At 70.3% G+C, this 18,264-nt stretch carries 21 protein-coding genes and 1 pseudogene; 6 read left to right on the top strand and 16 right to left on the bottom strand.

Features of this window, described 5'->3' with window-relative positions:
* Positions 1-193 precede the first annotated feature (193 nt).
* Entirely contained in the window at positions 194-910 is a 717-nt protein-coding gene (locus OOJ98_RS16035) for a bifunctional 2-polyprenyl-6-hydroxyphenol methylase/3-demethylubiquinol 3-O-methyltransferase UbiG (RefSeq protein WP_267055370.1), read from the bottom strand.
* Between the two features lie 331 nt (positions 911-1,241).
* Positions 1,242-2,201, bottom strand: coding sequence for a VCBS repeat-containing protein (locus OOJ98_RS16040; RefSeq protein ID WP_267055371.1), 960 nt, complete (start codon positions 2,199-2,201; stop codon positions 1,242-1,244).
* Positions 2,202-2,579: 378 nt separating this feature from the next.
* On the opposite strand from OOJ98_RS16040, the gene OOJ98_RS16045 reads away from it, so the two are divergent.
* Complete coding sequence (locus tag OOJ98_RS16045) at positions 2,580-3,989, top strand: hydrogenase expression protein (RefSeq protein ID WP_267055372.1); 1,410 nt, start codon at positions 2,580-2,582, stop codon at positions 3,987-3,989.
* Between the two features lie 518 nt (positions 3,990-4,507).
* Positions 4,508-4,870 (top strand): hypothetical protein, encoded by a 363-nt coding sequence (locus OOJ98_RS16050; RefSeq protein ID WP_267055373.1) that lies wholly within the window; start codon positions 4,508-4,510, stop codon positions 4,868-4,870.
* Between the two features lie 255 nt (positions 4,871-5,125).
* On the opposite strand, the gene OOJ98_RS16055 is transcribed toward OOJ98_RS16050, so the two are convergent.
* Positions 5,126-5,992, bottom strand: a complete 867-nt coding sequence (locus OOJ98_RS16055; RefSeq protein WP_267055374.1) for an alpha/beta fold hydrolase — start codon at positions 5,990-5,992, stop codon at positions 5,126-5,128.
* Between the two features lie 103 nt (positions 5,993-6,095).
* Here OOJ98_RS16055 and OOJ98_RS16060 point away from each other — a divergent pair, with 103 nt between their 5' ends.
* Positions 6,096-6,575 carry a CGNR zinc finger domain-containing protein gene (locus OOJ98_RS16060; RefSeq protein WP_267055375.1) on the top strand — a complete coding sequence of 160 codons (480 nt, stop codon included), beginning with the start codon at positions 6,096-6,098 and terminating at the stop codon, positions 6,573-6,575.
* Positions 6,576-6,744: 169 nt separating this feature from the next.
* On the opposite strand, the pseudogene OOJ98_RS16065 reads toward OOJ98_RS16060, so the two are convergent.
* The 6 genes and pseudogenes from OOJ98_RS16065 to OOJ98_RS16090 form a co-directional block, all read right to left on the bottom strand.
* Positions 6,745-7,260, bottom strand: a pseudogene (locus OOJ98_RS16065) (transposase family protein); the annotation flags it as partial.
* Positions 7,221-7,520, bottom strand: coding sequence for a hypothetical protein (locus OOJ98_RS16070; RefSeq protein ID WP_267055376.1), 300 nt, complete (start codon positions 7,518-7,520; stop codon positions 7,221-7,223). The pseudogene OOJ98_RS16065 and the gene OOJ98_RS16070, both read right to left, overlap by 40 nt.
* An 88-nt stretch (positions 7,521-7,608) precedes the next feature.
* A complete protein-coding gene (locus OOJ98_RS16075; protein ID WP_267055653.1) occupies positions 7,609-8,217 on the bottom strand; it encodes a class I SAM-dependent methyltransferase in 609 nt (202 codons plus the stop codon).
* A gap of 308 nt (positions 8,218-8,525) precedes the next feature.
* Positions 8,526-8,726, bottom strand: a complete 201-nt coding sequence (locus OOJ98_RS16080; RefSeq protein WP_267055377.1) for a hypothetical protein — start codon at positions 8,724-8,726, stop codon at positions 8,526-8,528.
* Positions 8,727-9,070: 344 nt separating this feature from the next.
* The gene (locus OOJ98_RS16085) at positions 9,071-9,241 is read right to left on the bottom strand and encodes a hypothetical protein (RefSeq protein ID WP_267055378.1); all 171 of its coding nucleotides are present in this window, start codon (positions 9,239-9,241) and stop codon (positions 9,071-9,073) included.
* 316 nt (positions 9,242-9,557) lie between these two features.
* Positions 9,558-10,604: an AraC family transcriptional regulator gene (locus OOJ98_RS16090; RefSeq protein WP_267055379.1), complete on the bottom strand. Its 1,047-nt coding sequence runs from the start codon at positions 10,602-10,604 to the stop codon at positions 9,558-9,560.
* A gap of 217 nt (positions 10,605-10,821) precedes the next feature.
* Between OOJ98_RS16090 and OOJ98_RS16095 the strand changes: the two genes are divergently transcribed.
* Positions 10,822-11,055, top strand: a complete 234-nt coding sequence (locus OOJ98_RS16095; protein WP_267055380.1) for a DUF2945 domain-containing protein — start codon at positions 10,822-10,824, stop codon at positions 11,053-11,055.
* Positions 11,056-11,094: 39 nt separating this feature from the next.
* Here OOJ98_RS16095 and OOJ98_RS16100 read toward each other — a convergent pair whose 3' ends face one another.
* Together OOJ98_RS16100 and OOJ98_RS16105 are read right to left on the bottom strand one after the other, a co-directional pair.
* Positions 11,095-11,943 carry a carbohydrate-binding protein gene (locus tag OOJ98_RS16100; protein WP_267055381.1) on the bottom strand — a complete coding sequence of 283 codons (849 nt, stop codon included), beginning with the start codon at positions 11,941-11,943 and terminating at the stop codon, positions 11,095-11,097.
* 86 nt (positions 11,944-12,029) lie between these two features.
* Positions 12,030-12,947, bottom strand: a complete 918-nt coding sequence (locus tag OOJ98_RS16105; RefSeq protein ID WP_267055382.1) for an AraC family transcriptional regulator — start codon at positions 12,945-12,947, stop codon at positions 12,030-12,032.
* A 161-nt stretch (positions 12,948-13,108) separates the two neighbouring features.
* On the opposite strand from OOJ98_RS16105, the gene OOJ98_RS16110 reads away from it, so the two are divergent.
* Positions 13,109-13,957 (top strand): oxygenase MpaB family protein, encoded by an 849-nt coding sequence (locus OOJ98_RS16110; protein ID WP_267055383.1) that lies wholly within the window; start codon positions 13,109-13,111, stop codon positions 13,955-13,957.
* A gap of 71 nt (positions 13,958-14,028) precedes the next feature.
* Here OOJ98_RS16110 and OOJ98_RS16115 read toward each other — a convergent pair whose 3' ends face one another.
* Positions 14,029-14,571, bottom strand: coding sequence for a hypothetical protein (locus OOJ98_RS16115; protein ID WP_267055384.1), 543 nt, complete (start codon positions 14,569-14,571; stop codon positions 14,029-14,031).
* Between the two features lie 152 nt (positions 14,572-14,723).
* Here OOJ98_RS16115 and OOJ98_RS16120 point away from each other — a divergent pair, with 152 nt between their 5' ends.
* The gene (locus tag OOJ98_RS16120) at positions 14,724-14,915 is read left to right on the top strand and encodes an antitoxin (protein WP_267055385.1); all 192 of its coding nucleotides are present in this window, start codon (positions 14,724-14,726) and stop codon (positions 14,913-14,915) included.
* Positions 14,916-15,507: 592 nt separating this feature from the next.
* Here OOJ98_RS16120 and OOJ98_RS16125 read toward each other — a convergent pair.
* The 4 genes from OOJ98_RS16125 to OOJ98_RS16140 all read right to left on the bottom strand — a co-directional run bounded on the left by OOJ98_RS16125 (position 15,508) and on the right by OOJ98_RS16140 (position 18,188).
* On the bottom strand, positions 15,508-16,734 hold the full coding sequence (locus OOJ98_RS16125) for a hypothetical protein (protein WP_267055386.1): 1,227 nt from the start codon (positions 16,732-16,734) through the stop codon (positions 15,508-15,510).
* Positions 16,735-16,840: 106 nt separating this feature from the next.
* Positions 16,841-17,230: a YrdB family protein gene (locus OOJ98_RS16130; protein WP_267055387.1), complete on the bottom strand. Its 390-nt coding sequence runs from the start codon at positions 17,228-17,230 to the stop codon at positions 16,841-16,843.
* A gap of 119 nt (positions 17,231-17,349) precedes the next feature.
* A complete protein-coding gene (locus OOJ98_RS16135; RefSeq protein WP_267055388.1) occupies positions 17,350-17,925 on the bottom strand; it encodes a TspO/MBR family protein in 576 nt (191 codons plus the stop codon).
* A gap of 14 nt (positions 17,926-17,939) precedes the next feature.
* Complete coding sequence (locus tag OOJ98_RS16140; protein WP_267055389.1) at positions 17,940-18,188, bottom strand: DUF5133 domain-containing protein; 249 nt, start codon at positions 18,186-18,188, stop codon at positions 17,940-17,942.
* Positions 18,189-18,264 lie beyond the last annotated feature (76 nt).

An 18,264-nucleotide genomic window follows, 5' to 3' on the forward strand; every position in this document is an offset into this window, starting at 1 on the left:
GGGCCGGCGAGGACGGGCCTTGCCCTGTTCGACTCCTTCGCCTCCAAGGGAAGTCGCTGCACGTGAACTCCGGCAAGCACAAGGAGCTGGGCTCGGCCGCGATCGGCTCACAACGCCTCTAGCATCGTCTCGAGGTCATCAACGGCTTCATGGCAGGCACCGGTCCGATTCGGGCAGCGCCTCGACGTGGCAGTCAGTCGCTGCGGGTCGCCCAGATCTCTACGTACGGGCCCCGATCCACCTCGTCGATCGTGAACCCCGTCCCTGCCACCGCGGCTGCGAACTCATCGGGATCCCACACGGTGTACCACCGTCGGCCGTCCGGCTCATCAAGCCAGCCGGTACGGCCGGTGGCACTCAGACACGCATACATCCGGCCCCTGGGTCGCAACAGTCCGGCGAACTGCCCCAACACGTCCACCACGTCCTCGGTGTCGAGGTGGACGAGCGACGCGGATGCCCAGATCCCGTCGAACGTTCCGGCCGGAAACCGTGATCCGACCTCGCGCAGGTCACACTCAGACGTGGGCGCGTGGGCGTTGGCCATCGCCACGAACACTGGATTGAGATCGACACCGCGCACCACATGCCCGTGCGCCCGGAACCTCGCGAGGTCACGTCCGGGACCACACCCCGCGTCGAGGATCAGCGAGGGCGCGGGCAGGGCGCCCGCGAATCGCTCAACACGATCCGCCATCTTCGGAGCATGCGCAGCCGCGTATGCGCCGGCGTGGCCGCTGTAGACGGCGACCGACTCGGCTACCGGGTCCTGCTGCCCTCCGGGGGATGTGGTGCGTGACTTCATTCCCCCATCATGAGCCGCCCCTACGTCGTCGACCAGTGGCCAGAACTCCAAGGGATCAAGCTCATACGCTCCCACCCAGCGATCCAGGCAGTCTCCCTGGCTCATCCTGAAACGCTGGTGTCAGTGACGCTTCCGTCCCGCGGGCGGGGCCGTCGAACGCGGCGGCCCGGTGCGCTGTTCCAGGCCGGCGAGGATGAGGGCGAGGCCGGCCTCGAATGCCTCCCCGTGGTCGAGTACGGGTACGTCGTCCGGCAGGTCCCCGTCCGTCTGCCTGTGCGGCTCGGCCTGCTTCTCCAGGACACAGCCCTTGCCCGCGGCGACGGCGCGACATGGGCCGCGCGTCTGCGAGGTTCGCGGCTGCCGCCGGAATTGCGGATGCGCCCCGCCCGTCCGAGGGCGGGTGGGGCGCATCTCCTGAGGAGTCGAAATCCTGGGGTCAGGAAGCCATCAGGCGGAACATGTCGTACCCGAAACCGATCTTGACGGCGGGGGCGTAGGGGGCGGCGGCGTTGCCGGTGCCCCGGTAGTAGTACAGGTCGCCGTTGGCGGCACGGGCCAGCAGGTCGGCGGTGCCGTCGTTGTTCATGTCGCCGATCGACACCAGCTTGTCGTACATGTTCCAGCCGGCGCCGATCTTGGTGCGCGCGGCGAACGGCGCCTTGTAGTCGCCGGTGCCCTTGTAGAGCCACAGCACGCCCGCCTTGTCGCGAGCGACGATGTCGGCACGGCCGTCCCCGGTCAGGTCGCCCTGACCGGCGATCTGGGTGTACGCGTCCCAGCCCGAACCGATCTTGGTGCGCGGGGTCACCCGGCCGTCGGCGTACGCGAGGTACGTCCACAGCACGCCGGCCTTGTCGATGCCGATGATGTCGGACTGTGCGGCGCCGCCGAGGTCACCGGGCGAGAGGACCTTGTCGTAGATGCCCCAGCCGCCGCCTACGATGACCGTGTCAGTGTCGGTCGTGAACGACAGCTGGCCGTTCCACCAGAAGTAGAAGCCGTCCTGCAGGCCGTCCTTGTCGTTGTCGACGGCCTGGCTCTGGTTCAGTTCCGCGTAGCTGATGTCGGCGGCATCGATGAGCTTGATGCCTGCCTGAAGCCCGCCCGACAGGTTCTGCGGGTACAGGTAGAGGCTGCCCCGCTTGTCGACCGCGGTCAGGTCGAAGGCCGGGGTGCTGACGGTGCCCGGCGCCGCGGCTGCTCGCGGTTCGGCGGCGAACGCCGACGGCGCGTCCTTGTGGATCCTCTTCTGGACGGCCTCGGCCCGCTTGGTGGCCGCACCGCTCGGGTCCGGGCTCGCCGAGGCGGAGCCGACGGCCGCAGTGCCGGCGATCGCGAGGCTGAGCGCCGTGGCCGCGATGGTGTTGAGGACGCGGCGGCTCTTGAAGTACGTCACGAATTTCCCCCCTGTTGCATGTTCAGCAGCGGCATCACCTCGAAGGGGTGCCGCAGTTTCCCCGATAGTCTTTCACAGCCTCTTCACAGCTTGTTCGGCCGATCCTGAATTCCGGACGTACGAATCCGAGCGGTGAACCGTCGCGTTCGGTTCCGCCGTGTGCGAATTGCCGGATCGTCCGGCGTCACCAGCGGACGCATCCGGCTCCTTCCGCGGCGTCGGTCGGGCCCGATGCATGCCCCGCACGCCGCCCGCTCACCTGTCTGTCGCACAATTGAGGTTCTCTGCCTTCCCCTTGACGGTGATTCAGGACCAGTGGCCAGACCCGCAGGGGCGAGGTAGGCAGACCGAAGCACACCCCCGGCACATTGGATGACTATGTGGACTGCCCTAGAGCCTCCCGCCATTACCGTCGCCCCCGGTGACAGCGCCGTCGTCAGGTTGCGGGTGCGCAATACGGGGGACACGGTCGAGGAGTACCGGCTCACGCCCGTCGGTGACGCGGCCGGCTGGGCGAGTGTCGAGACGCCCGTGTTGCGGCTCTACCCGGGGGCGGAAAGCACCTCCGACATCACGTTCGCACCGCCGCGCACCTCGGATGCCGTGGCGGGCCCGACCCCGTTCGGCATCCGGATCGAGCCGCGCGAACACCCCGGGGACGCCGACGTCGTCGAGGGCCGGATCACCATAGGACCGTTCGCCGAGGTACGGGCCGAACTGGTGCCGCGCTCCGTGCGGGGCCGCCGTCGCGCGCGTGGCCGGGTGGCCGTCGACAACCTCGGCAACCAGCCGCTGACCGCGTCCTTCTCCACCCGTGACAACGGTGACGCCGTGACCGTTGAGGCAAACCCCACCGCGGTGCGGGTTGACCCCGGCCGGGCCGGGTTCGCTGAAGTGAGACTGGCCGCCGTCAACGTCAGCTGGTTCGGCGGAACGCGCCAACACCCGTTCACCGTCGCGGTGTCGAGCCCAGGTGAGCCAACTCCGCAGGAGCTGCGGGGCACCTACCTTCAGCCGTCCGTGTTTCCGCGCTGGGTGCTCGCGCTCGGCTCGATCCTGCTCGCGTTGATCGTGGCGTTCATCATGATCTGGCTCCGGCACGACACCGGAGTCAAGAGCCAGACCGCCGAGCAGGCGCCGGCCCGGCAGATCCCGCTCCCGCAGGGCACCCCGAGCGCGCTGCCGTCCGCCCCTGCCGCACCGTCGAAGGAGCCGAGTCCGCCGCCGTCCGTGCCGGCGCCCGATCCGTCCAAGCCGAAGCCGGGTGCGGGGGGATCCGGCGGTGGCGGTGGTGGGGGAGGGGGCCCGAAGAAGCCGCAGTACGACCCGACGAAGCTGGTGCGCATCCAGTCCGGACTCGGGATGTACCTGACGACGAAGACGTCCGACGCGCGGGAGGGGCGCTACGTCACCACCTGGGGCGAGATCAAGGACAACCCCACGTGGGACCAGTATTGGTACGTCCGCCCGCTTCCTCGCGATGAGTTCGCGTTCACCTCGTCCTCCGAGCCGTGGGCCGTCGTCGACAACCTGCGTGAGGGCAACAAGATCGAGATGTGGGGGGCGGTGGGCGGGGACCCCAGCCTCACCAACGGGCAGATGACCAGCAATCAGAAGTGGGCGATCCAGCCGATCGAGGGCGCGGAGGGATTTGTGAAGCTGGTCAGCAAGGACGACAAGTGGTGCCTGTCGGACCTGTCTCCCAACGACAAGGTGCTCCAGGTCGCGGAGGTCCGCCCGTGCGGCGCCCTCCCCGCCGACCAGCAGCGCTGGCGCATAGTCGCCTGAGTTGACGCGGGGGTTCGAGACGCGAGCAGGGCCGGCGGTCCCGGCTGATCTCCGCGATCCGCGAGTACCGGGGCCATGAGGACGAACCGAAGGGCTTCGGCCGGCGCGACTTCCGCTGCCTGATCGTCCGCGCCCGCATCCAACTCGGCGGACCGGCCGTGCTGGTCTGGGACAGCGTCCGCCTGTACCTGGCGGCCGGTATGCGCGAATTCATCGTGGCGGACGCCGAGTTGCTCACGGTGTTTCGGATGCCCACTGATGCCCGGACCTCAGCCCGACCGAGGGTGTCTGGTCGCTGGTCAAGCCTGATCTCGGCAATCTTGCCACGGCTGACTTCGGCCAGATCACCCGCGTCGTGAAGCGCAAACTGACGATGCTGCAGTGCCGACCCGAGGCCATCGATAGCTGCCTCGCAGGCACCGACCTGGACCTGTACCTGGACCTGGACCCGTGTGCGTCGGGTCGACGGACCCGAAATTGGTCGAAGCTCAAAGCTGCTGGTCAGCTACGGTGATGGCATGACTGCCAGCCTGCCCGAGGACGTAGCCGACGTGCTTGACCTCGTCCTGAACCTGGATGAGCCCGTTCATGTCGCCCTCCGACGGCAGGTGCCCCAACTCAGGGTGGAATCCCGCTGCAAGTGTGGGTGCGGCACCGCCTACTTCGAGTTCGACGCCGACGCGGTCGAGCCCGCGCCAACGGGCCCTGGCACCGTCGTGGCTGTCGACGTGCAGCTGTTCACCGAGACCGGCGAGTGCCCTGGCGAGGTTCTGGTCTTCGCGCAAGGCGGCTACCTCTCATGGCTGGAGATCTGCTCCTGGAGCGATGACGTCGAGGTGAATCTCGCCGCGGCACGGCGCTGGCTACAGCCACCGTCCTGAACCCGAGCCGACAACAGCCGGCGATCCCGGACCCTGACGCCGCCACCACGAGCCGTCCGACATCACGAGTTCGAGTTCAGTGGCATCGGCTTGGCGAGACCATGAACGGGCTTCCTTCTCACTCTTTGAATGAGTTGGTCCGATCTCTTTCCTCGCCTTCCGCTCCCGCGAAGAACGTCGGGCTCGCAGCGTGCCGCGCGGTGTGTTCACGGTCGACTGCATGGTCCTGCACCGGCTTCGACTTGTCGGCGGGACCTAGCCCAGTACCCGCCCGAGGAAGCCGCGCAGGTAGCCCGCGACGACGTCCAGGTGACTTTCCAGCAGGAAGTGACCGCCGTTGACGAGGTGCACCTCGGTGTCCTGGGCGTCGCGGGCGAAGGCCTGTGCACCCGCCGGCCCGAAGATCTCGTCGTTGCGGCCCCACACGGCGAGCACGGGGATCGCGCTGGTGCGCAGGAACTCGTGCAGCAGGGGGTAGAGCGGGCGGTTGTTCTGGTAGTCGCGGAACAGAGCCAGCTGGATCTTGTCGTTGCCCGGGCGGGAGACGAGTGCGAAGTCGTGCTGCCAGGTGTCGGGGCTGACCAGGCTCGGGTCGGGTACGCCGTGCAGGTACTGCCATCGGATGGCGTCGATGTCCAGCGCGGCGCGGACGGCGGGTTCGGTGTCGGGGCCCGGGTTCGCCCCGTAGGCCCAGACATCGGTCCAGAACGATTCGACGAAGCCGTCTTCGTATCCGTTGCCGTTCTGGGTCACGAGGGCGGAGATCCGGTCGGGGTGCCTGAGCGCGACGCGCCACCCGATGGGGGCGCCGTAGTCCTGGACGTAGAGGGCGTAGTGGTCCGCGCCCAGCTGATCGAGCAGTCCGCTGGTGATGTCGGCGAGGGCATCGAAGGTGTAGGTGAACTCATCTGCGAGGGGGGCCGCGGAGTGGCCGAAGCCGAGGTGGTCCGGCGCGATGACGTGATAGCTGTCGGCCAGCCGCGGGATGAGGTCGCGGAACATGAACGAACTCGTCGGGAAGCCGTGCAGCAGGACGATCATGGGAGCGTCGGCGGGGCCGGCTTCGCGGTAGAAGATCTCGTGCCCGTCAACGACAGCGGTCCGGTGGTGCACCATACTCATTCTAACCCCTTCGGATATCTGATCTGGTTAGCTTGGTGTCATGCAAGCATGTCATCGGCTAACCTGTCAAAGGATTCGAACTGGTTAGAGGAGGTGGCGCCCGATGGACGTTCTGCTGGACCTGCTCAACAGCAGGCCGCTGGTCAACGGCGAGGAACGGGACGGGCTTGGTGACGCGGCCGCCGGTAGACGCTGGGCGCGGGAGCACGGCGGCGACGGCACTCTCGCGGAACTGGAGCTGCTGCGCGAGGCGCGGGACGCCCTGCGAGACGTCGTGTGCGGAGCGAGCTCGCCAGATGTGTTGGGCCCGCTGCTCGACGGAGTCCGTCAAACTCCCGAGATCACCCCGGACGGTCTTCGGTGGACCGTCGAATCCCCCCGGCACGCCCGGCTGGCCGTGGAGGTGATCCTCGCCTGGGCCGCCACGGAGAAGGAGTTGCCCGGCCGGCTCCGCCCCTGCGCCAACGCCGAGTGCCGCCTGTTCCTGCTCGACCGCAGCCGCGCCAACCGTGCGCGCTGGTGCTCGATGGCCGTCTGCGGGAACCGCGAAAAAGCACGCCGCCACTATGAGCGCAGCCGCTGATTTCTCTCGAGGCGCCAGTCGTCTCCACCTGGTAGAGCAGAGCTTGGAACACGTCCGGGATCAGGGGATCGCGCCCTTGCTCGACTCCAGGATCTGCCGCTCGATGCTGAACTCGTGGAGGAGCTGGGCGAGTGTGACGGCGATGGCGGTGCGGGCGGCGGCTGTCCCGCAAATGATCTTCGCGGGCGATGCCGAGCACAGCGTGGTGGAAGCCGTCGCCTTTCAGGCGGCAGTCACGGAGAATTTCCGGTACTTCATGCGGGCGAAGACGCGCTCCACGCGAGCCCGGACCTGTCTGTGGACTCGTTGTGCGCTTTCTTCCACTCGGGCAGTTCCCCGCCCTGGCGGCGCCGGTGGGGCATCACGAGTCCGGTGGCGGGATAGCTGCCGTCGGCGATCGGCATAGCCTTGCCGACCGCGGCTTCGGCTCCGGACTCCGCCACCACCTCGCAGTCGTTGCGGTTGCCGGGGAGGGGCCACCCGACCACGACGACCCGGCGGGTGTCGGCGTCGATGACGACCCGGTGGATGGTGGAGCGCCGATAGTTCTTTGACTGCTCGACGGCTCGACTGCTCGACAGCGGGACGGGCTGGCGCAGGGTCAAGTTGCGCGCCAGTACGCCGCGAGCAGCAGCACTCGGTCCTCTAACGGCAGCCCCCATGGCCGGTCCCGCCGGGCGGCGTCCGGTCCGGATCCTGAGGCGCCGGCCTTCTCAGCCGTTGGCGGAGCCAGATGACGACCCCGGCCAGCAGCGGTGGGCCGAGGATCACCGCCTTGACCGCGGCCTTCGACGCCAACCACGCCATACCCCAGTAATGCCAACCGAGGAAGTACCAGGCGCCCAGCCACACGAGGGCGGCGACGCTGATGGCCAGGACGGCGGCGAGGGCCGTTCTCCATCGGCTCCATTCGGTCGCACTGGCCGCGGAGTTGTGGTCGGTCATGGGGCTGAGCCTATAAAACGGACCCACCTGCGTGATCACCCCGGTGCGTGAACCGGTCACCAGCGAAGCCGGGCCAACATGTTCCGGATCACATGTCCGGCCGTCGGCAGTGCAGGAACAGGTGGGGCTCCGGTGTGGCGCCGGGGTGTGCCGGGGTGAAGAGCAGGCTCTGCTCGGCCTGCACCGTCAGGCCCGCGCCGGTGACCATGGTGACGAAGTCGTCGTGGGAGAAACTCGTCGCGCGCACGGGCTGATCCATGAAGACGACGTCGACCTCTTCCGCGTCTACGGGAACGGTCGCCAACGCCACATGGCCGCCGGGCTTCACGGCGCGGGCCACCCGAGCCACGAGGTGGGTCTGTTCCTCGCGGGACATCTGCAGCAGCGAGAAATACACGCATGCGGCGTCGTAGGAAGCGTCGTCGAGCGCGACGGTCCGGGCGTCCGCGCACCGGAACCGGGCCCCCGGAACCTGCGCGGTGGCGATCTCGACCATGACGGGGGAGACATCGATGCCGAGCACCGTGTGCCCGGCGGCGGCGAGGGTCGCCGCGGTCGGCCGGCCCGTTCCGCTGCCCACGTCCAGCACGCGGCCCTGCGGGGGGAGTTCGCCCAGCAGCCACGTCAGCGACGCCAGATGCGCCGGGGCGGCGCCGAACGCCTTCTCGTAGGTGATGCCCAGCGCATCGAACACGATCCGGGCAGGCTGTGACTCTGACTGTTCCTGTGCCTCGTCCTTGGCCGGATCATGGGCCGTGCCTTGATCGGTCCCGCGGCACTCGTCGCTCACGTCGGCTCCTCCGGTCTGCCACTCACGCCCTGCCGTGGACACCCATCGTGCCGCTCCCCGCCACCGCCCGAACAGAGAACAGGGAATCCGGGCCCCGCAGCCTTTCGGTCGCGGGGCCCGACCGTTCGCGGCGACCGTCCGCCTCGCCCGGGGTCCGATGTGAGCGTCGGGAGCCTCAGGCGTGCGCAGAACTCGTCAGGTCGCGGTCAGTTGTGTCAGTTGTGGCAGGATCCCTGTCCCAGCAGCAGGCCGAGCCCGCACAGGAGGTTGAGGCCGAGCCCCGTGTCGCCGTGGCTGCTGCTGGTGCTCGGCGGGGTGGGGTCGTCGGGGGTGCTGTGGGCCGAGGCGGTGCCGACGGCTCCGAGGAGCGTCGTCGCAGCGAGCACAGTGGCGGCCAGGAAGGTGCGGAATTGCATTGTTTCGTTTCTTTCACTTCGGGCCGGGACGGTTTCCCAGCCCCTCGACTCCATGGTTCGGCCCCCGTACGGCTCGCGCATTTCCTGGGGCGGCATTGGAGTGGCAGGCCCGCGATAGCGCGGAAAGACCCGGTCGGGGGCCAAAGCTTGACAGGGTGCGACGCCTCGACTCCCTGTGCGGGGCGCCCGGTTGTGGCGGCGCGATGCAGGTCGCGGCGTCGGCCCACTTGGCCCCCGGTGGCCCGTAGTTGCGCGTACCGGACCCGAACAGTGCGTAGGGCATGGGCTGTTGGCCGCCCTGAACGGAGGTGTCAGGGCGACCCGAATCGCCCGTCCTCTCGTGGTCAGCCGGCTCGCCCGTTGGCGTCCAAGGTGTTGATGTCGACCGCGTCACCGTAGGAGTGCTGGGACACCTCGGACGGATCGCCGGTCATGGCGCGGCAGTTGACGGCCAAGGTATTGCTGGCGGCCATGGCGGCCATGGCGGCCTCGTCGTCACCGTCGAACTCGGCCATGACCGCATCTGCCGGATGGGGAACTTCGCCGTGAAGGCCTGGTCTAAGGCTTTGAGGAGTGCGGCCACCGCCCGTGCGCGCACCACGAGTTCGCCCCGGCGGACCCGGCCGTCGAACCCCCAGTGGCTCGGCTGTACGAGCCGGAGATCCGACGGTGGGACCGCGCAGCCGGAATGCCGGCTGAGGCCCAGTCTCTCCGACGGGGCGGCGGTGACGACCGCGTCGAGGGGATCGGGCGCACCGAGGTGGTGGCTCGGGGATGGCTGTGGGGGAAGTTCTCCCGAATGCGGTCCGTCCCCCTTCAGGCAGGGGTGCCTCACTGACGGGTGCCTCGCTCGTGCAGAGCACGCGGGCCGGGCGTGGGTGGTGCCGTGTGTCCGTGGCGGTGATCGCTGGGCGCGATGCCGTAGGCCGTTTTGAACGCACGGGTGAACGCGGACGCGTGGGTGAATCCGCAGCGCGCGGCGATGACATGGATCGGCACGGACCGCAGGGCCGGGTCGAGGAGGTCGCGGTAGGCCTTCGTCAGGCGTTGGTGGCGGATGGCGGCGACGAGGGTCGTCCCGTGGGAGTCGCGGGTGAAGAGCCGGTGCAGATAGCTCAGCGAGACGTGATGCGCCGCCGCGATCATCGACGGGGTCAGGGCGGGGTCGTGGAGGTTCTGCCGGATGAACGCCCGGACGTCGTGGAGCATGGCCCGCTGGCGGGTCTCCGGCGGCAGCGCGTCTTCGACGTCGAGCTCACTCGCCAGATGGGCGGCGAGCAGGTCGACGACCACACTGCCCAGCCGCGCGGCCTCGGCGGGCCGGAGCGCGGGCAGTTGACGGTCCAGGCCGTGCAGAAACGCGGTCAGGAGCGAGCCGGTGCCCTCGTGCCCGTGCAGGACCCGCCCGAGCAGATGGCTCACGCGGCGCGGAGGCAGCGGCAGCAGCGACACCGGCAGGTCGATGCCGATTCCCTCGGTGCGCGGGTGCGCCGGTTCCGCGCCGGGGGCGGCGCGGAACCGGGAATCGTACGGCTGCGAGCTGGTCACCAGGTGCATGTGCCCGGGGGTGAGGGTCCGTGTGGGCGCCGAGCCGGACGTGAGCATGGTCAGGTGGTAGACCTCCTCGTCGCTCCGGCGGATCATGCGCCCGGTTCGTCTGACGCGGATCGACGGGAACGCGGTGGCCAGGAGGGTGACGGGCCCCAGCCGTGCTTGCCGGACGGTGGCGGTGAAGGTGGCGGCATGGTCGCTCGTCATCTCGGCCGCGCGGGAACGGCCCATGACCTCCCGCCAGCGTTCGAAGCAGTCGGGCCCGTCCGCCCCCGCGCCGCCGTCCGCGCCGTCCTTGCCCGCGCAGGCCTCCGCTCCCGCTGTCATCCGGCTCGTGCCCCCGTCGTGTGGATCTTCCGGGATGCTAACCGAGTCGACCGGGTGTCAACGCGGTAGGACGGCTCCGCGGCAGGACGGATGCCTGGCGCGGGGGAGGGGAGCGGCCCGGGTCCGCGCCGAGGACCACTTCCGGATGCGCGGGCCCGTGCCACCCCGCAGTGTGGATGGCGCCATGCCTGCCCTGCGATGGAGCGAGGAGACCGAGATGACGCCAGCGAAGGACACCGGCCCGCGGGAACCGTCCAAAGGCGACAAGGTGACGTGGAAGAGTCACGGCAGCCAAGCCGAGGGGAGTGTGGAGAAGAAGATCACCAAGCGGACGGAGGCGGCCGGCCGCACCGTAGACGCCTCCCCCGATGATCCTCAGTACGAAGTGCGCAGCGACAAGTCCGGGCGGACGGCCGTGCACAAACCCTCGGCGCTCAAGAAGAAGAAGTAGCAGAGCGCGTGGGACGAGTGTCCGATCCGCGCGGACGGGTCAGTCGCGCTGCCAGAGCGCGGGGACGTTCGGAGGCTCCCAGCCCGTGATCGCGGTGTGTGCCTGGAGGCACCGGTAGGAGGGGCCCGCGTACGTCACGGTGTCGCCGGCCCGGTAGGACGTCCCCGCGGCCCAGGTGCCGGAAGGGGGCGTGGTGGGTGGCGTCGTGGGGGGTGTGGTGGGGTCCTGGGGGGTGTCCAGGACGAAGTCGTACGTGCCCTCGCGCGCGGGCCCGACCTGGCGGACGTTCATGAGCAGGCGCGCGTCGAAGATCGTGTCCGTGCTGTTGCGCGGTTCTCCGGGGAAGTACAGCTGCGTGGTGATGATGCGCCCGCCCGGGGCCTGCACCTTGACGTGGAGGTGCCGCGTCCGGCCGGGGTAGAGGCCCGGCACGATCGTGGTCAGGCTGAACGCGCCCTGGGCGGTGCTGAATTGGTGGCCTCGGAACGTGTAGCCGGTGTTGTCGTAGTTGCCGTTGTCGTCGGCCTGCCAGAAGTCGAGCAGTGCCCCGGCGATCGGCCGGCAGGTCCGGCTGAAGACGTAGCCGCTGACCGTGAGGCGCGTACCGGGGGTGCCGTCGGTGATCAGGGTCGTCCGCAGAGGAGAGTTGGGTTTGAAGTACGGGCCCTCGATCTGCTCGACGGTCGGCTCGTCCCCGTCGTGGCACGACGGGGTCGCCGCCAGGGGCCGGGCCGCGGTGCCACGGTCGCGGGCCAGGGCCACGCCGCCGCGGACGAGTAGGGGGGTCGCGCCGAGCGCGGCAGCGGCACGCAGCACCGACTTGCGGCTGACCCGCGGGGACGCGGCGTTTTCGGCCGATGCCTCGACGGGCTCTTCGGAAGCGGACATCACGAACCTCCTGAGGACGGGCGGGGAGCGGGGAAGCACGGGAGCGGACGGTGTGAGCGGTGCGCGTGTGCTTGCCCGTAGCCAAGCTAGGAGTCGACGGGGTCGGTCGCGATGGACTCGATCCGGGGATCGTGGTGATTTCCCGCGGCGTCGGACCGGAACGCGCCCGGCGACGTACCGGTCTCTCTGCGGAAGAACCGGCAGAAGTACGCGGGATCGGGGAACCCGACCGCGCTCGCGACCTGACGTACCGTCAACTCTGTGGCGATCAGGAGGCGTTTGGCTTCCAGCGTCTTCTGGCGACGGATGAGCGTGCCCGGTGTCAGGCCGGTGGCCTGCCGTACCAAGGTCTGTAGATGGCCCGCTGACATGCCGAGTTCCTGCGCGCAGGAGTCGACCGATCGGCCGGTGCCGCCGGGCAGCCGGAGCAACCGGGCGAACTCGGCCGCCACCTCGGCGGCGCGGCTGCGCATCGAGGCCTCCCCGGCGGGCGAACAGCCGCGCAGCGCCCGCGCGATGAGGATGTGCAGATACGCGCGGAGCACCATCGTGTAGCCGGGGTGCAGCGCCCGGTACTCGGCCTCCATCTCGGCCAGGAGCGCTTCGATGGAGGTGGACTGGCCGGCCGGATCGTGGCCGGGCCCGGTCGACAGGGCGCGCAGTGCGGTCACGTCCTGGGGCCGGGAGAGCAGGAAATCCTCGTTGAAGAGGACCACATGGCCCGTGAGGTCTTCCGCGTCCGCCCAGTGGTGTATCTGGCCCGGCGTGATCACGCACACCTGCGGGGGCCTCAGGGGTCGGCGGGCCGAGTCCAGCACGTGGGCGCCGTGGCCCCCGGTGACGTACACGATCTCGTAGAAGGTGTGCCGGTGCGGGAAGTTGGCGCGCGACAGCGCGCCGATGGTGTCGAAGGTGCCGATGGCGAAGGGGAGCAGATGCGGGAACGGGACGTCCAGGCGGTGCAACGGGATGTCGAAGCGCGGGGCACGCCGTGGCTCGTCCATCCCGGCAGTGTGGGACACCGGCCGCTCGCAGGTCCAGACCAATCGTCGCGATCGGGCCATCCGGCCGGGGCCCAGCCGCTGGCGCTCGCTCGGGAGGTGCTCGCACAGGGGGATGTCCGGGAGGCGGACACCGTGCGGCCCCGGCGCGCGATAATGGCCTCATGCTCGTGGACACGGTGCGTACGCGACTCGGATCCGCCCTCTTCTCCCGTGTGGCGGGGCCGGACGGACCCGTCAACCGGGCCCGGATCCACGACACGCCCGGTCCCCGCTGGTTCGCCCCCGACTCGCCGGTGCGAACGGTGCACGGCGACGCCTCCATGTTCATAGGCGGCATCGCCGCCCTGCTCCTGCAGTCCCTGCACCCTCTGGCCATGGCGGCCGTCGCCGGGCACTCCGGTTACAAGGGCGACCCCTGGGGCCGCCTCCAGCGCACCAGCACCTTCCTCGCCGTCACCACCTTCGGCACGGCGGACCATGCCCAGCACGCGGTGGACCAGGTGCGCGCCGTGCACACCCGGATCCGCGGGACCGCTCCCGACGGGCGCCGCTATCGCGCGGACGACCCGCACCTGCTCACCTGGGTGTACACCGCCGAGGCGTACTGCTTCCTCCGCGCCCACCAGCGCTTCGGCGCCCGCCCGTTGACCCCGGAACAGGGCGATCGGTACGTTGCCGAGGCCGCGCGGGTCGCGCAGGCACTCGGGGCCGACACGACGCCGACCGGCACGGCCGGGCTGCTCCGCCGCCTGGACGACTACCGCCCCGAACTGCGCGCCACCCCGGCGGCCCGGGAAGCGGCCCGCTTCCTGTTGCTCACCCCGCCGCTGCCGTGGGCGGCCCGCCCGGCGTACGGGGTGCTCGCCGCGAACGCGGTCGGGCTCCTGCCCGGCTGGGCGCGCCGCGCACTGACGCTGCCGCACGTCCCCGTGGTGGAGGAGACCCTGGTACGGCTGGGCGGCCACGGGATGACCCGCACGATCCGGTGGGCCATGCGCCCCCCGGCCTGACCGGCCCGGGGCCCCGTCAGCGGTGCGACCGGCCCGTGCCGTCCTCGGGCCCGACCACCGGCCCCCGTCCCTCAGCGGTGCGCGGGGGCCCTGTCCTGTCCTCGGACCGGCGGGGGGCATGCGGAGCACAGGGCTCCGTCGTGCCGCCGCGCCGCACCGACGGGCCTGCCCGAGACGCGGATGCGGCGCAGGAGGCCGGGCGTGGTGCGCAGGGCCGGGGCGCTGCGCCAAGTGACGCCCGAATGGCGGGAGTACAGATGCGACAGGGCGCGGTTGGGCAGCCCGCTGGAAAGGAACTCCGCGTCGATGTCCACACCCGTGATCAGGCCTCGTCCGCAGGTGGTGCAGAGCCGGTAGTGGATCTGGCCGACGACCTTGCGGATGTGCACCAGGAGCAGGCACTCCTGGCCGGGGTTGGCGCCGGTGCCGGTGCCGGGCTCGCCAGGAATGTGGGTGCAGAGGAACTCGATGTCGCGGTACGCGAAGATCCTTCGCCGCAGCCGCCTCGTGAACCGTTCGCGGCGGCCGTGCCGCGCACCGTGCGCCGTAGACGGCTCGGCGGCGGGCGCGGAACGGACGAGGACGCTCCTGGGACGTGCGTGGTGTCCGGACATGGGCCACGTGTGCCCTGCCGGCCGTCCCTGACACCTGTGCGCCGCTCCCCGGCGCGCGGCCGAGCCGCGATACTGCGGGTTTGGAGCGGGCTCATCGGGTACTCGCGCCGACGTACGACGTACGACGCACGCGCTTTTCGCGGGAGGTATTCATGAGCGAGCTGGGAGACATGGTCGGCAAGGCCAAGGAATGGGCCAAGGGCCACCCCGACCAGGCCGACAAGGGAGTGGCGAGGGCCGAACGGCTGGTGGACGAGCGCACGGGCAACAAATACGACGCCCAGACCGACAAGGCCGCCGACGCGGCCCGCCGCTCCTACCGGGCCGATACGCCGGAGCGCTGACCCGCTTCCCGGGCTTCTTCGCGCCCCCGGCATCGTGTGCCGGAGGCGCGTCATGCCCATGCCGTGCGCTCGCGGCAGTCGAAAGGCAGAACCCGGCCCGTCCGAGAATCGCTCCGGGCCGGAGCACCGCCGGAGAGTTCCTCCGTTCTGTGTCCGTGACGAGATCGCCTACGACGGGCGTCGGTGTGCGGGTCCCCATGTCGGTTGTGGTTGCCGGTCGTCCACTTCGGGCTCATGTGCCTGATCCATCCGGACCGCAGCGGCCCCTTTCGACGGTGACGCGGTGTTAATGGCGTGACATGAGTGACGGCTGGCGCGCCATCGGCATGGCGATTTCGCGCCCGGTCCGCCGGGGCAGTCGACGTTCCGCGGGACGCGATGGTCGGCCTTCACCGGCGTATCCGGCTCGGGCAAGTCCTCGCTTCGGTCATCGACCTGGGACCTGGCGGTGGCGACGCGGGCGGCCGCGTCGCCGCCACGGGCCCCCGGCCAAGGTGGCAAAGTCCCGCCGCAACGCCACCGCCCCGCACCTCGCGGCCCGCCGGACGGGCTCCTGATGGCCCTCGGGTTCGTCCGAACCGTGCTGGCACCCTCAGTCCGTCGGGACGGGCACCTCCGCCCCCTGCTGCGGAACGACTCCACCGGGGGCGCACCGCGCGGAACCAGTGCGGGCGACTTCGTCGCGAAGCGGGGCGAGGAGCATCTGTACGGTCGCCCTCAGGTCGGCGGCGGCCTCCGCGCCCGCGATGGTGGGGCGAAGAGGAAAGGGCAGGAGCCACCACGTGGCGTCCCGGTCTGCTCGGTCGGTGGCCGGCAGAGCGGGCAGATCCGGCTGGTGGCGGTCGAGCAGCCGATCGGCGGCGCGATGCATGGCGAGGTACACCTGGTACAGGCGGTCGTGGGAGAGCTGCGCCGCGGCGGTGCGAAAGCCCACGCGCAGGGGTGAGCGGCAGCCTTCGAGTCCCCAGTAGGACGTGGGCTCCATGCACACGGAAAGCCCCGACCACGCCCCGCAGAACTCCTGGCCGTACCAGTCCCACAACTCCGTCGACGGCAGCACCGCGTTCTTCCCCGGAGCATGCCACCGCGGGGCGTACGGGGCCTCCAGTTCCGCCCCGACGATCCTGCAGAGCACCCGTGTCGTATGCAGGGCCTTCGCGAACGTGCCCCCCACGCCACCCGCGGTCAGCTCCTGCGCTGTCCAGCCCACCAGCTCGTCCTCGAACTTCGTGATGATTCCCCCCAGTTGATAGAGATCCGACTCCAACTCCCGCCCTCCCGGTGCGGCATCACCGAGTACGGCAAGGAGCCTCGGCCAGGCCGTGATGCCCATCCGGCGGCCCCCGCCCAGCGCCAGCCACTCCACGCCGGACGGCTCCGCCCGCCACGGTTCGCCCGCGACGGACAGGCCCGCCGCTGCCGTACGGGCCGCCAGTGCGGCCCGCAGGTCCGGGATGCGGGGGGCTGGGCAGACCAGGAGCGTGGAGCCGCCCACTTCGAGCGCTCTCAGATAGGCGACCGGTTGCTTGTCGGTCAGCGGCGCGCCGAACTTCCCTTCGATCGACATCCAGGTCCTGCTTCCGGCCCGCCCGGCGATGTCCACCCGGCCGCCGCCGCCGTCCGCGCCGGCCACCTCGCTGCTGAACTCGACCCGGCCGCGCACCTCTTGGGGCACCGCGTCCGAGGAGAGCAGCGCGACCATCGCCGCGCGCGCCGCGGGATGCCGATTGAGCACGAAACACAGCGCTTCGGTGACGAGAGTCTCCGGGTGCGGCACTTTGAACCGCTCGGCCAGATGCGCGAGCACGGACGTGTTCATGGCGGCTCCCTGGATGACGCCGGTCCACACCGGCACAGCGGACAACTCGACTGCCGCGGAGTCGACTTGATGGCAGGACCGAGGCCGGGTCCACCATGTTCTGCGGCTACGCCCGCCCGGTCGGGGAGAGTCTGTCGGCCTGACGGCGCGTGCGTCGGTCGAGCGTTGCCAGTGCGGTGTTGACGAGCACCACGACAGCGAAGGACACGGCCATGGCGTGGTGCCCGACGGCGAAGAGTGCGGCCGTGGCCGAGCCGAACACCACGGCCTTCACCAACAGGACGCCGGACTGCGGTAGGTGCACACGGGCCTTCGGGGCGGCGAACATTCCCCACACCACGGCCGCCAGGCCCGGCGCGGCGAGCGCGAGGAGGATGCGTACGGCGACGGGGCCGCCCTGCGCGTACCCCCACACGCCGATCGCGGTCAGGGCGCAGAGTTCCAGGACGAACGCCAGGCCCTCATTGATCAGGTGCGCAGGACGAGGGAGTTGCAACGGACGTCCTTCGTGATCGCCGGGCCCGGGTGGGAGCAACCCGTATTAGAGCAAGAGGAGCCCGCTGGCGGAAGAGGCTGGTGCCGTCCGCTGCGGTCCGCCGCCGTCGGGTCGTCGGCTCACGCCTGGATGGTGGTGAGGTGGCTGCTGGGGTTCCGCCGGGCGATGGAAGCGTTGAGCGCGGTGGCGAACAGGCACCACCCCGCGTACGGCAGGAGGGCGCGCCCTGCTGTGCGGTCCGTCCGGGCGAGCCGGCGCAGGAGTTCGAGATTGCTGAGATCGAGCAGTACGGTACCGGCCAGGCCGGCCCTGGGGCTGCGCAGGCCGAAGAAGAGCCAGTTCCAGCTCGCGTTGAGAGCGAGGTTCCCGGCCAGGCTCGCGGCCACGTGGCGCCGCTCGCGCCGGTCGCGCACCCCGCCCAGGGCACGGCCGCCGGCATAGGCGACCGTCGCGTACAGGGGGGTCCACACGAGACCGAACGCCGCCGACGGAGGCTGCCACGCGGGGGTGCGCAAGGACTTGTACCAGGAGCTGTCGGGATCGACCGCCCGCGCTCCGACCACCGCCGTGGCCGCGACCGCCGCGGCGGTCGCCCCGTAACGCAGCCAGGGCCGCACCGCGACCGGGGAGCCCGAGGTGTCCGTGGTGCCCGGGGTGTCGGGGGTGCTGAGGTCGGGCTTGCGCATGATGGCCATACGGGTTCTCCGCCTTACGCTGCGAGATCCGCCTCGTCGCGACGCGCGCCGACGCTCCCGCCGCGGCGGGGGTCGGCGAGGAGCAGGTCGGCTGCCGCGATGGCGTCATCCACGCAGGCGGTGCCGGTGGCCACGCACAGGGTGTAGGCGACATCGTCCGCTTCCCTGGCGGCGGCGGGGTTCTGGGAGTAAGCGTGCGCGATGCGAGCCTCGGCGTACCGGGTCAGAAGGATCCGCAGGGTCTTGGGGTGGGCTTCAGGCATCGCAGCGCGACCTCTCGTCGTGTCGTATACCCGTCGGCTGCCCGCTTTGCCGCTCTTCATGCCTGGGGGCGGTCTG

Origin of the sequence: Streptomyces sp. NBC_00083 (assembly GCF_026343295.1) — a bacterium.
In the GTDB taxonomy this organism is placed as follows: domain Bacteria; phylum Actinomycetota; class Actinomycetes; order Streptomycetales; family Streptomycetaceae; genus Streptomyces.

What these genes read in the sequence shown, in the direction of transcription:
- OOJ98_RS16050 (WP_267055373.1), top strand. Translation starts at nt 4,508, where the DNA reads ATGACTGCCAGCCTGCCCGAGGACGTAGCCGACGTGCTTGACCTCGTC.
- OOJ98_RS16070 (WP_267055376.1), bottom strand. Translation starts at nt 7,520, where the DNA reads ATGACCGACCACAACTCCGCGGCCAGTGCGACCGAATGGAGCCGATGG.
- OOJ98_RS16135 (WP_267055388.1), bottom strand. Translation starts at nt 17,925, where the DNA reads ATGGCCATCATGCGCAAGCCCGACCTCAGCACCCCCGACACCCCGGGC.
- OOJ98_RS16100 (WP_267055381.1), bottom strand. Translation starts at nt 11,943, where the DNA reads ATGTCCGCTTCCGAAGAGCCCGTCGAGGCATCGGCCGAAAACGCCGCG.
- OOJ98_RS16110 (WP_267055383.1), top strand. Translation starts at nt 13,109, where the DNA reads ATGCTCGTGGACACGGTGCGTACGCGACTCGGATCCGCCCTCTTCTCC.
- OOJ98_RS16060 (WP_267055375.1), top strand. Translation starts at nt 6,096, where the DNA reads ATGGACGTTCTGCTGGACCTGCTCAACAGCAGGCCGCTGGTCAACGGC.
- OOJ98_RS16035 (WP_267055370.1), bottom strand. Translation starts at nt 910, where the DNA reads ATGAGCCAGGGAGACTGCCTGGATCGCTGGGTGGGAGCGTATGAGCTT.
- OOJ98_RS16140 (WP_267055389.1), bottom strand. Translation starts at nt 18,188, where the DNA reads ATGCCTGAAGCCCACCCCAAGACCCTGCGGATCCTTCTGACCCGGTAC.
- OOJ98_RS16090 (WP_267055379.1), bottom strand. Translation starts at nt 10,604, where the DNA reads ATGACAGCGGGAGCGGAGGCCTGCGCGGGCAAGGACGGCGCGGACGGC.
- OOJ98_RS16055 (WP_267055374.1), bottom strand. Translation starts at nt 5,992, where the DNA reads ATGAGTATGGTGCACCACCGGACCGCTGTCGTTGACGGGCACGAGATC.
- OOJ98_RS16105 (WP_267055382.1), bottom strand. Translation starts at nt 12,947, where the DNA reads ATGGACGAGCCACGGCGTGCCCCGCGCTTCGACATCCCGTTGCACCGC.
- OOJ98_RS16080 (WP_267055377.1), bottom strand. Translation starts at nt 8,726, where the DNA reads ATGCAATTCCGCACCTTCCTGGCCGCCACTGTGCTCGCTGCGACGACG.
- OOJ98_RS16095 (WP_267055380.1), top strand. Translation starts at nt 10,822, where the DNA reads ATGACGCCAGCGAAGGACACCGGCCCGCGGGAACCGTCCAAAGGCGAC.
- OOJ98_RS16115 (WP_267055384.1), bottom strand. Translation starts at nt 14,571, where the DNA reads ATGTCCGGACACCACGCACGTCCCAGGAGCGTCCTCGTCCGTTCCGCG.
- OOJ98_RS16045 (WP_267055372.1), top strand. Translation starts at nt 2,580, where the DNA reads ATGTGGACTGCCCTAGAGCCTCCCGCCATTACCGTCGCCCCCGGTGAC.
- OOJ98_RS16125 (WP_267055386.1), bottom strand. Translation starts at nt 16,734, where the DNA reads ATGAACACGTCCGTGCTCGCGCATCTGGCCGAGCGGTTCAAAGTGCCG.
- OOJ98_RS16085 (WP_267055378.1), bottom strand. Translation starts at nt 9,241, where the DNA reads ATGGCCGAGTTCGACGGTGACGACGAGGCCGCCATGGCCGCCATGGCC.
- OOJ98_RS16120 (WP_267055385.1), top strand. Translation starts at nt 14,724, where the DNA reads ATGAGCGAGCTGGGAGACATGGTCGGCAAGGCCAAGGAATGGGCCAAG.